At 60.4% G+C, this 12,876-nt stretch carries 10 protein-coding genes; 7 read left to right on the top strand and 3 right to left on the bottom strand.

Features of this window, described 5'->3' with window-relative positions; translation table 11 throughout:
• The first annotated feature begins 138 nt into the window (after window positions 1-138).
• The 3 genes from L9B60_RS07810 to L9B60_RS07800 all read left to right on the top strand — a co-directional run bounded on the left by L9B60_RS07810 (window position 139) and on the right by L9B60_RS07800 (window position 4,143).
• Entirely contained in the window at window positions 139-651 is a 513-nt protein-coding gene (locus tag L9B60_RS07810) for a sigma-70 family RNA polymerase sigma factor (protein ID WP_249679684.1), read from the top strand.
• Complete coding sequence (locus L9B60_RS07805; protein WP_249677812.1) at window positions 648-1,586, top strand: FecR domain-containing protein; 939 nt, start codon at window positions 648-650, stop codon at window positions 1,584-1,586. Before L9B60_RS07810 ends, L9B60_RS07805 begins: the two co-directional genes overlap by 4 nt.
• Window positions 1,587-1,683: 97 nt before the next feature.
• On the top strand, window positions 1,684-4,143 hold the full coding sequence (locus tag L9B60_RS07800) for a TonB-dependent siderophore receptor (protein WP_249677810.1): 2,460 nt from the start codon (window positions 1,684-1,686) through the stop codon (window positions 4,141-4,143).
• A 158-nt stretch (window positions 4,144-4,301) separates the two neighbouring features.
• On the opposite strand, the gene L9B60_RS07795 is transcribed toward L9B60_RS07800, so the two are convergent.
• Window positions 4,302-4,574, bottom strand: a complete 273-nt coding sequence (locus L9B60_RS07795) for a PA2433 domain-containing protein (protein WP_249677809.1) — start codon at window positions 4,572-4,574, stop codon at window positions 4,302-4,304.
• A 579-nt stretch (window positions 4,575-5,153) separates the two neighbouring features.
• Here L9B60_RS07795 and L9B60_RS07790 point away from each other — a divergent pair.
• Both L9B60_RS07790 and L9B60_RS30465 read left to right on the top strand, forming a co-directional pair.
• Window positions 5,154-5,321 carry a hypothetical protein gene (locus L9B60_RS07790; RefSeq protein WP_249677808.1) on the top strand — a complete coding sequence of 56 codons (168 nt, stop codon included), beginning with the start codon at window positions 5,154-5,156 and terminating at the stop codon, window positions 5,319-5,321.
• Window positions 5,322-5,462: 141 nt separating this feature from the next.
• Window positions 5,463-5,585, top strand: a complete 123-nt coding sequence (locus L9B60_RS30465) for a hypothetical protein (RefSeq protein WP_283780581.1) — start codon at window positions 5,463-5,465, stop codon at window positions 5,583-5,585.
• A gap of 6 nt (window positions 5,586-5,591) precedes the next feature.
• Here L9B60_RS30465 and L9B60_RS07785 read toward each other — a convergent pair whose 3' ends face one another.
• Window positions 5,592-6,461 carry a LysR family transcriptional regulator gene (locus L9B60_RS07785; protein WP_249677806.1) on the bottom strand — a complete coding sequence of 290 codons (870 nt, stop codon included), beginning with the start codon at window positions 6,459-6,461 and terminating at the stop codon, window positions 5,592-5,594.
• A 122-nt stretch (window positions 6,462-6,583) separates the two neighbouring features.
• Here L9B60_RS07785 and L9B60_RS07780 point away from each other — a divergent pair, with 122 nt between their 5' ends.
• Together L9B60_RS07780 and dctA are read left to right on the top strand one after the other, a co-directional pair.
• Window positions 6,584-7,756, top strand: coding sequence for a mandelate racemase/muconate lactonizing enzyme family protein (locus L9B60_RS07780; protein WP_249677804.1), 1,173 nt, complete (start codon window positions 6,584-6,586; stop codon window positions 7,754-7,756).
• A gap of 78 nt (window positions 7,757-7,834) precedes the next feature.
• Window positions 7,835-9,202, top strand: a complete 1,368-nt coding sequence (gene dctA / locus L9B60_RS07775; protein WP_249677803.1) for a C4-dicarboxylate transporter DctA — start codon at window positions 7,835-7,837, stop codon at window positions 9,200-9,202.
• A gap of 628 nt (window positions 9,203-9,830) precedes the next feature.
• Here the strand turns inward: dctA and L9B60_RS07770 are convergent.
• Window positions 9,831-12,872, bottom strand: coding sequence for a type I restriction endonuclease subunit R (locus L9B60_RS07770; RefSeq protein WP_249677802.1), 3,042 nt, complete (start codon window positions 12,870-12,872; stop codon window positions 9,831-9,833).
• Between the last annotated feature and the right edge of the window lie 4 nt (window positions 12,873-12,876).

Genomic DNA, 12,876 nt, shown 5'->3' with positions numbered 1-12,876 from the left:
GGAAGGGGGGCGCATTGGGCTTCATGCCCGGCAGCGGGGCGCGAGTATGGCAGAGGGGTGGCGGTGCGGGGAAGGGTTGTAACAGCTCGCATATTTATTGATAATCGTTTGCACTTACTCGTCATGATCATCCCCACCATGTCGTTCACCGCCGCCCACCGCCAGCACACCCTTGACCGCCTGTTCGGCGAACACCACCATTGGCTGTTCGACCGCTTGCGCCTGCGCCTGGGTTGCCCCGACGATGCCGCCGACATGGCGTCGGAAACATTTGTGCAGGTGGTGGCGATGCCAGCGCCCCAAGCGATTCGCGAGCCACGGGCCCTGTTGACCACCATCGCCAAGCGGCTGATGTACGACACCTGGCGCCGTCGCGACCTGGAGCGCGCCTATCTTGAAGCGCTGGCCGCGCAACCCGAGCCGTTGGAACCGTCGCCCGAAGAGCGCGCACTGGTGATGGAAAGCCTGATGGCCATAGATGCCCTGCTCGACGGCCTGTCGTCACGGGCGCGCACCGCGTTTTTGTGCAGCCAACTGGAAGGCATGAAATACGCCGACATCGCCGCGCAACTGGGCGTGTCCACCATCCGCGTGCGCCAATACGTGGCCAAGGGCTTGATGCTGTGTTGTCGCGAGTTGATGGCGCCATGAGCCTGCCCCGCGCCGCCATCGAGCAAGCCGTGCAGTGGACCGCCGTGATGCGTGACGAACCCATCGCTGCGGGCGAGCGCCGTGAATTCGAGGCCTGGCTGCACGCCGACCCGGCCCACGCCCAAGCCTGGTCGCGGGTGCAAGGGCACCTGCAACATGCCTTCGCCGCGCTGGGCAATGCCGACCCCACTTTGCGCCATGCCCTACAGGCGCCGCGCCCCAGTCGCCGGCATGTATTGCGCGGCGCCCTGGCGTTGGCCGGCGTGGGCGTGGGCGTAGCCTTGCTGAGCCGCCCGGGCATGCCGCTGGCAGAGATCACCGCAGACCTGAGCACCGGCACCGGCGAGCGGCTAAGCCGGGGTTTGGCCGATGGCAGCCGCCTGCAGCTGGACGCCCAGAGCGCGGTAGACGTGCACTTCACCCCGCAATTGCGCCTGCTGGTGTTGCGCGCCGGCCAATTGATCATCGACGTGCAACGTGAGTCGCGGCCCCTGGTGGTGGTCACCCCCTATGGTCGCGTGCAGTCGTTGGACGCGCGGCTGATGGTCGCCTTGCACCCGGGCGCCGCCCACGCCTGGGTCATGGGTACCCAGGCCGACATCGCAACCCGCAGCGGCGCCACCGCCCATTTGCAGGCCGGCCAAGGCGCGCGCTTTACCGACACCATCACCCTGCTGGCGCCCAACCGCAGCGGTGAAAGCCGCTGGCAGGATGGCTGGCTGAGCGTGGTCGACTGGCCGCTGGGCGATGTGATCAATGCCTTGCGCCCTTATCGGCGCGGCGTGTTGCGCATCAGCCCGCAGGCAGCGGTGGTGCATGTGTCTGGCACCTTTTCCCTGGACCACAGCGACCGTGCCCTCAGCGCGTTGGAGCAAACCATGCCGGTGCGCATCAGGCGCTACCTGGACTGGTGGACCAGCGTTGAGCTCAGTTGACCCATTATTTTTGCCCCAGCCTATATCGCTTTTTCAATCTCGTTGGACATACACCATGAACCGCTCACAAACAGCGGCCCGTCCATGGAGCCTTGTCATGTCTCACCGCTTTGCCTTTCAGTTGACCCCCTTGTGTGTCGCCCTGTTGTTCGGCCCCGTGCTGGCCGGCAGTGCCATGGCCCAGGCGCAGGAGAGCAGCCAGTCGCTGATCGCCTTCGACCTGCCCGCCGCAGACCTGGCCACCACCCTGGGGCGCATCGCCCGGCAAAGCGGTCGTGAAATCGTCTACCAGCCCGGCCTGGTCGACCAGCAACAAGCGCCAGCACTGCGCGGGCGCATGAGCGCGGAAGCGGCCGTGTCCCAGGTCGTGGCAGGCTCTGGCCTAGCCCTGGACGTGACCCCCGGCGGCACCCTGACCCTCAAGCGCTTGCCAGCCGGAGCCTTGACCCTGGGCCCCACCAACATCAATTCCGCCACCGGCTACGGCGTGGTCGAGGGCGACCGCAGCTACGTCGCCACTCGCACCAGCGGTGCCACCAAAACCGACACGCCCATCGGCGAAATCCCACAGTCCATCTCGGTGGTCACCCGCAAGCAAATGGACGCCCAGGCGGTGCAGGACGTCAGCCAGGCGGTGCGTTACACCCCCGGCGTGTTCGGCGAATACACCGGCAGCAACAACACCCGCGAGCAGTTCCGCATTCGCGGCTTTTCGCCCTACGTGTTCCAGGATGGCTTGATGCTGCCCTACGGCGAAAGCGGCCAGGGCGGTATGGCCGAGCCCTACGGCCTGCAAAGCGTGGAAGTACTGCGTGGGCCCAGCTCCATGCTCTACGGCCAGAGCCGCCCGGGCGGGCTGATCAACCTGACCAGCAAGATGCCGACCACCACGCCCCTGCATCAGTTGCAGGTGCAGGGTGGCAGCCACGACCTCAAGCAATTGGGCTTTGACTTCGGCGGTGCGCTGGACGACCAGGGCCAGTGGAGCTATCGCCTGACGGGCCTGGTCAAAGACAGCGGCACCCAAGTTGATCACGTCAACAACAACCGCAACTTCATCGCTCCGGCCATCACCTGGCGCCCCGATGACGATACCAGCCTGACCTTGCTGGCTCAGTACCAGCGCGACTGGGGCGGCACCACCGAGCAGTACTACCCGGCCAAAGGCACCCTGAGCAACACGCCGTGGGGCCACATCAACAGCAATACCCTACTGGGCGATCCAAACTTCGACCAACTGCGCCGCGAGAGCTTTCAACTGGGCTACCTGTTTGAGCACCGCTTCGACGACACCTGGACCGTGCGCCAGAACCTGCGCTGGAGCAAGGTCAACGTGCAAAACCGTTCGGCCTACGGCAACGGTTATGTCAGCACCACCAGCCCATTGCTGGCGCGCGGCACCTCGGACATCAAGCGTAACCTGCAGATCTTTAACGTCGACAACCAAGTGCAAGCCAACTTCACCACCGGCGCCCTGGAGCACACCTTGCTGATGGGCTTGGATTTCCGTCGCACGGGCCTGGTCAACGACGTGGTCAACGGCACCTACACGCCGATCAACCCCTACACCCAGGATGGCGCCGGCGGCACCCTGACCAACCAGAAAGTCGGCCGCGACCTGTATCAAACCATGAAGCAAACTGGCTTGTACGTGCAGGACCAGATCAAGCTGGACCACTGGATCATGACCCTGGGCGGGCGCTACGACTGGGCCAAGTCCGACAGCCACTACCGCCCGGACGCCAGCAACGCGACCAACCGCTACATCGACCAGGATGACGAAAAGGGCACCTGGCGCGCAGGCCTGGGCTACCTGTTCGATAACGGCGTGATGCCCTACTTCAGCTACTCGCAGTCGTTCGACCCGATGCTGAACACCACCGTGAGCGCCACAACGCCGGTCTTCAAACCCACCGAAGGCGAGCAATACGAGGCCGGCATCAAGTACCAGCCACCCGGCCAGGAGAGCTACGTGACCGCGTCGGTGTACACCCTGACCCAGAAGAACCTGACCACGGTAGACCCGGCCAACACTCAGAACACCGTGCAAATCGGCGAGGCGCGTAGCCGTGGCTTGGAGCTGGAAGGCAAGGCCGCCGTGACCGACAGCCTGGACGTACTGGCGAGCTACACCTACACCGATAGTGAAGTGACCAAGTCCGGTTACATCACCTCAGCCTACACCGATAAAGGCAACGAACTGCCCTTCACCCCGCGCCACCAGGCCAGCACCTGGCTGGACTACACCTTCCATGACGGCCTACTGGAAGGCTTCGGCCTGGGTGGCGGCGCACGTTACGTGGGCTCGGTATGGGGCAGCAGCGCCACCTCTGCCACCGCCAGCCTCAACCGCATCAAAACCGGCAACGTCACCGTGTTCGACGCCGCGATGCATTACGACCTGAGCAAACTGTCGCCCACATTGAACGGCACCCAAGTGGCGCTGAACGCCAGCAACCTGCTGGACAAGGACTACATCACCGCGTGCAGCAACAGCGCCAGCTGCTACTTCGGGCCACGGCGTAATGTGGTGGCGACGTTGACGTACAACTGGTAAGACTGCTCTGTTGTAGGAGCGGATTAATCCGCGAAGCCCGCACCGCGTTGCATCAGGCACACCGGCATCGATCTTTTCGCGGATAAATCCGCTCCTACACTGGCATCTCAGTCATCCGCGAACCAGTCACGCGGTACTTTTAGAGGTACACGATCCACTCAATTACTCTGAATCTTCTGCAACGCCTGCTGCGTCAACGCAATGCACTCCCTGGCCCCATCATCGTTGTTACGAGCAAACGCAGCCTCGGCCCGATGCAGCGTGGAATCCACCTCCGCCTTCACCTGCTGGTTCGCCGGGTTGATCATCGCCTGCGCATCCCTGACTTTTTGCAGGTTGTTCTGGCATTGGTTGCTCTCGCCACTGGCAAACGCCGGGGCCATGTTGATAACAGCAGCGAAACACAATCCGATAGGGAAAACGCGCTTCACGGGGGTACTCCTAAAGCACCTGGCTGGCCAGGTTGGGGTTGGGGTGGTGCTTGGGGATTGGATTCTGACAGTGGGATTTCAGTTCCGCCATGGGGTGGGGATATTTCTGGGGGCGCTGTCGGATCGTTCCCCAAACAACAGATCGATGATACGTCAAATAACGGAACTCCCATTTCCTACAGCCGCTACAGATTTTTCCGATAAGTCCGAACTGACTGGTACTGCAATAATGTCAGGCCCGTCTGACGCGGTTCTCTTTCCCTCGAATGTTAGGATTTCCCGTCGCCGCAAAATCGGTGACCGGGTGTGAGAACTCGTTGTTGTTCGGCGCAACTGCCTCTTATCGGGCAGCTTGCTCGCTTGCATGTTCGCGTTATGGCGGTCGTGCGTGGGCGGACTTCGGTCCGACCGGCTTTGCCGAACTTCACCGGTTCTCACCTCACGTACGGCCGCCACCCATTCCGGGGGCGGCTACTACCGCCAAACAGGGAGAACACACATGATCGGAAGCAACCCAACCCCCGCCTGCAACCCACCCCTCTTCAACGTACGCCCCACCTGAGCACCGAAGACGCCTTGGTGCACCTGGCTTCCTACCTGCGCGCCGGCGAGGCGGCTGCATACGAACTGACCGACAGCCCGGGGCACAATGCTGGTGGGTTGGCGTTGTCGGTGGTGCATTCCATTGAGTCGGCGCAAGTAATCGTGGAGATGCTGTTAACAGCGAGCATCCAACGCGATCACTAACACAAGGCCGTTCGGCTGCCGGTGCATGCCCTTGTCGCACCCATTACCTGAGCTAAGCTCCCTTTGAGCGTTATAAAAAGCACCCAGTGCCGTGAAGCCATTTGCGGCACAGTGCCAAGATGACCACCCGGGAGCAAATCCATGAAATACCTCTTAGCCCTGACGCTGGTACTCTCCTGCACCGGCTGCAAGTATTTCAGCTACCAGGACAGCTGCACCGACAACCCCGACCAATCCAGTTGCGCGGGCGTCGGGCACCCATAACCCCCTTCACAACTTGCCCCAAAACGCCTCGGCAAAATCGCTGAGCGGCGTACGCGCGCGGAACAGTCGGATCTGCACGGGTATATCCCACGCTTCATCAAGCGCCCGCACCAACCGGTGCTGGGCAATGTCCGCCTCTGCCAAGGTGCCGGGCAGCCACGCCATGCCCTTGCCCTCCAATGCCATCGACAACAGCACCGCCGCCAGGTGTGAGCTGAACAAGGTGTTCAGCGCAGGTTCTGGCTGCGAGCGGTTCAAACGCCAGTTGATGATGCGGCCCAGGCCCGACTCTGCGGTGTAGCCTAAATAGGGCAGGGTGGTGGGCGCGGTGTCGTTGATGGCTTGCGGTGCACACAGTGGCATCAGCAGATCGCTGCCCACGGTTTTGCCCAGGAACTGTTCGTTGGGGAAGCGCGGCGGTACGTCCGGGTGGTGGTGGCACAGCAAAAACTGCACCTCGCCGTTAAGCAGCATCTGTTCGCACACGCGCATGTTGTCCGAGTGCAGGCGCACCGCCTCGATGGGCGCCTCGCGCTCGGTGCTGCGTATCCAGCCCGGGAAAAAGTTGAACGACAGCGAGTGCGTGGCGGCGAAGTACAGCGTGCGCAGTTGCTTGCCCGCCAGCTCGCGGGCGTCCAGGCGCATCTGGTGCAGGCGGCGGGTCATGTCCTGGGCGTTGCCGAGCATTTGCCGGCCGACGTCGGTCAGGGTCGCGCCCTGGGTGGTGCGCTCGAACAGGTCGACGCCCATCCAGTTTTCCAGCGCGCGAATGCGCCGGCTAAAGGCCGGTTGCGTGACGTGGCGGGCGTCTGCGGCGCGGGAAAAGTTCTCCAACTGCGCGAGCGCGACAAAGTCTTCCAGCCAAGCGAGTTCCATGGGCAATGCTACCTGTGCATAAGTTACTCGATTATAGGCATTGGCCGCGGGCAACCCGCCAGCCCTAAAGTCCTCTGGCACCCCCTGCACAGCCAGGTCAAATAATCAGAGAGGACGCCCGCATGCGTATCGTGGATATTCGCGAGAAAACCGTTTCCATCGCATCGCCCATTGCCAATGCCTACATCGACTTTTCCAAAATGACCTGCTCGGTAGTCGCGGTGATCACCGATGTGATCCGCGACGGCAAGCCGGTGATCGGTTACGGCTTCAACTCCAACGGCCGCTACGGCCAAGGCGCGCTGATGCGCGATCGCTTTCTGGCGCGCATTGCCGAAGCCGACCCCGAAAGCTTGATCGACACCGAACACAACAACCTGGACCCGTTCGCCATCTGGAAAACCCTGATGACCAACGAGAAGCCCGGTGGCCACGGCGAGCGCTCGGTGGCCGTAGGCACCATCGACATGGCCGTGTGGGATGCGGTGGCCAAGATCGAAGGCAAACCGCTGTACCGCCTGCTCGCCGACCGTTACCGCGACGGCGTGGCCGACGACAAGGTGTGGGTGTACGCCGCCGGCGGTTACTACTACCCCGGCAAAGACCAAACCAAGCTCAAGGCTGAAATGCAGAGCTACCTGGATCGCGGCTACGACGTGGTGAAAATGAAGATCGGCGCCGTGCCCCTGGACGAAGACATCCGCCGCATCGAAGCGGTACTGGAAGTGGTGGGCGACGGCCGTCGCCTGGCAGTGGACGCCAACGGCCGCTTCGACCTGAAAACCTCCATCGCCTACGCCGAAGCCATCAAGCCCTACAACCTGTTCTGGTACGAAGAAGCCGGCGACCCACTGGACTACGCCCTACAGGCAGAACTGGCCAACCACTACGACCTGCCCATGGCCACCGGCGAAAACCTGTTCTCGCACCAGGACGCCCGCAACCTGCTGCGCCACGGCGGCATGCGCCCGGACCGCGACTTTCTGCAGTTCGACTGCGCGCTGTCCTACGGCCTGGTGGAATACCTGCGCACCCTGGACGTGATGAAAGAACTGGGCTGGTCGTCGCGGCGCGTAGTGCCTCACGGCGGCCACCAAATGTCGCTGAACATCGCCGCCGGCCTGCACCTGGGCGGTAACGAATCCTACCCAGACGTATTCCAGCCCTTCGGCGGCTTTGCCGACGGCATCAAGGTGGAAAACAGCTACGTCGGCCTGCCAGACATCCCAGGCGTAGGCTTCGAAGCCAAATCCGCGCTGTACGCCGTGATGCGCGAACTGGGCGAAGGCGCCTGATATATCCACAGGGCCAACCCGCTTGGGTCGGCCCTGTGCGCTCTGCCTCCCTCCTACAAAAACAAGATTGAGGTCCCCATGAGCAACACGTCCCCACGCTGGTACGGCCAGCTGTATGTCCAAGTACTGATCGGCATCGTCATCGGCGGTGCCATCGGCTTCTTCCTCCCCGACATCGGCGCCAAGCTGCAACCGCTGGCCGATGGCTTTATCAAGCTGATCAAAATGCTGCTGGCGCCGATCATCTTCGGCACCGTAGTGGTCGGCATCGCCAAAATGGGCAGCATCAAGGAAGTCGGGCGCATCGGCGGCAAGGCGCTGATCTACTTTGAAGTGCTGTCTACCCTGGCCCTGGTGATCGGCCTGGTGGTGGTCAACGTACTCAAGCCGGGCGTGGGCATGAACATCGACATCAGCACCCTCAACGCCAGCGCCGTCAACGGCTACGCCCAGGCCGCCGCGGCCCAGGGCGGCATCGTCGACTTTCTGCTGAACATCATCCCCACCACCCTGTTCGACGCCTTCGCCAAAGGCGCAATGCTGCAGGTGATCCTGGTGTCGGTGTTGATGGGCGTCGCCCTCGTGCAACTGGGCGACACCGGCAAACCGCTGGTCAACGTGATCGACCTGCTGCTGCAAAGCCTGTTTCGCATCGTCGCCATTGTCATGAAACTCGCACCGCTTGGCGCCGGCGCTGGCATGGCCTTCACCATCGGCAAATACGGCATCGGCACCCTTATGTCGCTGGGCCAACTGCTGGTGGCGCTGTACCTCACCACCCTGCTATTCATCGTAGTGGTACTGGGCAGCGTGGCACGCTGGTCGGGCCTGCCGCTGCTGCAGTTTTTGCGCTACTTCAAAGACGAGATCCTGGTAACCCTGGGCACCTGCTCTACCGAAGCGGTGCTGCCACGCATGATGGTCAAACTGGAAAAACTGGGCTGCAGCAAATCGGTGGTCGGCATGGTGCTGCCCACAGGCTACACGTTCAATTCCGACGGCACCTGCATCTACCTGACCATGGCGGCGATCTTCGTCGCGCAGGCCACCAATACGCCGCTGAGTTTGATGGATCAAATGGTGGTGCTGGGTGTGCTGTTACTCACCTCCAAAGGCTCGGCGGGCGTGGCCGGCGCGGGGTTTGTGACCCTGGCGGCGACGTTGTCGGCCATCCATGGGATACCGTTGGTGGGGTTGGTGCTGCTGCTGGGGGTGGATCGGTTTTTGAACGAGGCGAGGGCGGTGACCAATTTGATTGGGAATGGGATTGGCACCATTGCGATTGCCAAGTGGGATGGGGCGTTTGATGTGGAGCAGGCGCGGCGGGAGCTTGCGGGGATGAAGGTGCAGAGTGAGGGGGGCGGGGAGAGGCTGCCGGTAATGCCGGGAACAGGTTTTGTAGGAGAAAAGCTGGTTCGCGATAGGGCCTTGAAGGTAGAGCGCTAGATCAAGGTATGGGCAGCGGGGCGACGGAACAGTGTCGGCACGGCTGACACAATTGTCTTGGACCCACAATCTAACCGTTTTTGGCCAGAGCAAGCGTTAGGAAGAGCGTGAGTTTTGCCTGCGTATGGCCATCCGGGAGCGACGGTCTGCCGGGAGCTGGAGGGGCAGTTCAAGGCCACAAAAAAGGCACCTGCGACTTCTCGCCAGGTGCCTTGGTCGTACTGCTTTGTTTGGTGGGCCGGGGTAATTTGAATCTGTTAAGTAAACTACTGATTTATAATATAAATATCGATTCAAATTTTTAATTGGAATACCAGTTGGAATACTGCATTCCACTTGCTCACCCGTTTGCATTCGATCTGACAAGCGCGCTTCGTGAACATGAGCCATCAAATTCTCTTGCCGGCTGATGTGATTAGCGATGTCGGTAAAAAACCGCTTACCTCAGCAACGAAGCTGTCTCTCAGCGCCTTGATGATCTCCGACACCCGCGTCCTCTCCGAATCATGGGCCTTGCCTCTGACTGCAGCGGTGGCTGGGTCGAGGCTATAGTCGCCGTCCTCTGTGCTTAGCCGTAGCTTATGTTTTGCGCGCTTGCTCAGCCGGTAGACTCCCCAGTTCTTTCGCTTTATGCACTGGCCTGATTGTCCAAGTTCTTTTTGAGCACCTGCTCGATGTTCTGGCTCCATGCCGCTTTGAACGCCGGATCAGAGGCAAACAGCTTATAGAGCTCCAGCTCGTCCTTCCGCCTTTTCAGCATCACGTCCTGGAGCATCTTTTCCAATGCGAGGCCGCGATTGTATGGGTCAGCATTGTCCTCGTACTTGGCCGTGTAGTCCGGGTGTGCGCGGATGCTGTTGACGATGTTAACGAACTTGACACGTTGCTCCTCCGGCGTCGCGCTCCAGCCCTGAAACCACCGTTCGTTGAAGCTGCGAATGATTTCATCCAGCGGATCAGTTTCCGGATCGCTGTCGCGGTTGCCGCGTGGGTTCGGGTTTTGCGGCGTCAGCTCGGTGTCGGTAGCGTCGAGGCCGATTTCGTGGTTCAGCTTCGTGCGTTCCAAGCCATACGATGACAGGTCAACTGCCTCAAGCAACTCGTCGAGCATATCCTGATTGGGATCTTTGATTTTGAGCTTGGGGATCAGAAACTTCAGCAGCCAGAAAAGCTTTTCCCACACTAGCACTTCAAACGGGATGATCGACGCCATCTGACCGTAGATCTTCACGAATTGCTTGGCCTTGATCTTGAAGTCGATCTTCTCGGGGTCCAGTAACTCCAACTCAGCGTTGAAGCGATTGGCTGCGACATCTATGATCGGACTAAGGGCCTGGGCATCTTCACCGGCAAAATAACGTGTGACGAAGTCTTCGACCTCCTGCCATTCGTATACTCCAACTTGGTCCAATGCGTCCTTCAGCTCGTGCAACACGTTGACGTCGGTTGCCTCGGACAGCGTTGTCACTGTGTAGAAGGGATCGAAGGCCGTCTTTATGTCATCGACGCTGTTGAAGAAGTCGAGGATGAACAGATCTTCCGTTCGCTTGCCCAGCTTAGGGGCCGAACGGTTCAGCCGAGACAGCGCCTGAACGGCCAACACAAACTGCAGCTTCTTATCCACATACATGGCGGTCAGCTTGGGTTGGTCGAATCCGGTCAGGTATTTGTTGGCGACGATCAGCAGCCGATAGTCGTCGGTGTCGAACTTTTCCCGCGTCTCGCTTTCAGCAAAGCCGTTCACTTCAGCTTCTGTGTATTTCACACCATCGACGGTTTTCTCTCCCGAAAAGGCGATCAGCGCCTTGAACGGGGTTCCTTGGGCATCTAGCAGCTTGGTCACCGCCTTGTAATAGCGGATCGCGGCTTCGATGTTCTGGGTGATGATCATCCCCTTCGCCTTGCCGCGAAGCTTCTTGGCATTCACGACCTGAGGGATGAAATGGTCCAGCATGATCTCGGCCTTGGTGTTGATCGTGTGCTGGCTGCGTTCGACATAGGCGCGCAGCTTCTTCTGGGCCTTCTTAGTGTCGAAAAGCGGGTTTCCCTCCACTGACTTCTGGATTTCGTAATAGCTTTTATAGGTCGTGTAGTTGGCCAGTACGTTGAGGATGAAGCCCTCTTCGATGGCCTGCTTCATGCTGTAAAGGTGAAACGGCTTGAAACTGCCGTCGGGCTGTTGTTCACCAAATTTCTCAAGCGTGGTGGCCTTGGGCGTTGCGGTAAAGGCCAGATAGGACGCGTTACCGCGCATCTTGCGCGACTGCATCGCCGCTAGGATGCGGTCTTGCGGGTCATCCTCGTCTAGGTCGGTGTCCCCAGCACCCATCGCGCGGTTCATGGTGTCATGGGCCTGGCCGCTTTGACCGCTGTGCGCCTCGTCGATGATCACGGCGAATCGTTTCTCGCTTAGGTCCGCAATGCCATCAATGATGAAGGGGAACTTCTGGATCGTCGTGATGATGATCTTCTTGCCGTTCTCCAACGCCGATTTTAGGTCGGCTGAGCGCAGCGCTGGGGCGACGATGTTCTTAACCTCGGAGAAGTCCTTGATGTTGTCGCGTAGCTGCTTATCGAGCAAGCGCCGGTCCGTCACCACAATAACCGAGTCAAACAAGGGCTGGTCAAGACCCTTGGCGCCAGGCAGACCAGCACTGCAGGGGTACGCTTCGATCAACTGATAGGCCGCCCAGGTGATCGAGTTCGATTTGCCTGACCCCGCCGAATGCTGGATCAGATAGCTGTGGCCGACACCATTGGTGGACGCATGGTCCAGCAGCCGGCGCACCACGTCCAACTGCTGATAGCGCGGGAAGATCAGCGACTTCTTCGCCAGCGAATCGGTGGCTTTTCCCTCAAGCAGAACGAAATGCTGAATGATGCCTGCAAGGCTGGTCGGCGCGAATACTTCTTCCCACAAATAGGCAGTCTTGTGGCCGTTAGGGTTTGGCGGGTTGCCCTCGCCGTTGTTGTGACCCTTGTTGAACGGCAGGAAGAAGGTCGAGCCCCCTGTAAGCTTGGTGGCCATGAACACCTCGTCGGTGTCCACCGCCATATGCACCAGTGCGCGGCCAAATTGCAGCAAAGGCTGGGTGGCGTCACGTTTTTCGCGGTACTGCTTCTGGCCATGAAAGCGTGCTGTCTGGCCGGTCCATGCGTTCTTCAACTCCACCGTAATCAGAGGTATGCCGTTGAGGAACAGCGCCATGTCGATTTCTTCAAGCGGGTTGCTCTGCGAATAGCGGACCTGGCGAGTGATGCTCCAGATATTGGCGGTGAAGTTTTCGTGTACGCGGGCGGCAGAGCTGGCCAAAGGGGCGGGGTACATCAGCGAGAAGAACGCGTCATCGACCGGCAGACCCTTTTTCAGCAGATGCAGCAAGCCGTGCTTTTTGATCATCCGATCAAAGCGCTCAAGGATCTTGGCCTGCCAGTCGGTGGGGTTGCGGTCACGCAGCTTGGTCAGTTCCTTGCCTTGGGTGGTTTCAAGGAACTGCCAGAAAATCAAGGTATCCAGCGCGAACTGAGCGTTGAAATCTGTGGGATGACCGATACGGTAAGGGCCGCTTCCGGCGGGCGCGGGTCCGCCGTCGAGTTCTTCGGTGTGGTGACCGGTCAGATGTTTCTGAATGGCCTCCTCCAGTGCTACTTCCTTGGTATTGCTAACCATGCTG

It is taken from the genome of Pseudomonas abieticivorans, from assembly GCF_023509015.1.
In the GTDB taxonomy this organism is placed as follows: Bacteria; Pseudomonadota; Gammaproteobacteria; order Pseudomonadales; family Pseudomonadaceae; genus Aquipseudomonas; species Aquipseudomonas abieticivorans.
Note: the sequence above shows the minus strand (reverse complement) of the source record. Positions and strands in the feature narration are given on the sequence as shown.

What these genes read in the sequence shown, in the direction of transcription:
- L9B60_RS07810 (WP_249679684.1), top strand. Translation starts at nt 139, where the DNA reads ATGTCGTTCACCGCCGCCCACCGCCAGCACACCCTTGACCGCCTGTTC.
- L9B60_RS07805 (WP_249677812.1), top strand. Translation starts at nt 648, where the DNA reads ATGAGCCTGCCCCGCGCCGCCATCGAGCAAGCCGTGCAGTGGACCGCC.
- L9B60_RS07800 (WP_249677810.1), top strand. Translation starts at nt 1,684, where the DNA reads ATGTCTCACCGCTTTGCCTTTCAGTTGACCCCCTTGTGTGTCGCCCTG.
- L9B60_RS30465 (WP_283780581.1), top strand. Translation starts at nt 5,463, where the DNA reads ATGAAATACCTCTTAGCCCTGACGCTGGTACTCTCCTGCACCGGCTGC.
- L9B60_RS07785 (WP_249677806.1), bottom strand. Translation starts at nt 6,461, where the DNA reads ATGGAACTCGCTTGGCTGGAAGACTTTGTCGCGCTCGCGCAGTTGGAG.
- L9B60_RS07780 (WP_249677804.1), top strand. Translation starts at nt 6,584, where the DNA reads ATGCGTATCGTGGATATTCGCGAGAAAACCGTTTCCATCGCATCGCCC.
- dctA (WP_249677803.1), top strand. Translation starts at nt 7,835, where the DNA reads ATGAGCAACACGTCCCCACGCTGGTACGGCCAGCTGTATGTCCAAGTA.
- L9B60_RS07770 (WP_249677802.1), bottom strand. Translation starts at nt 12,872, where the DNA reads ATGGTTAGCAATACCAAGGAAGTAGCACTGGAGGAGGCCATTCAGAAA.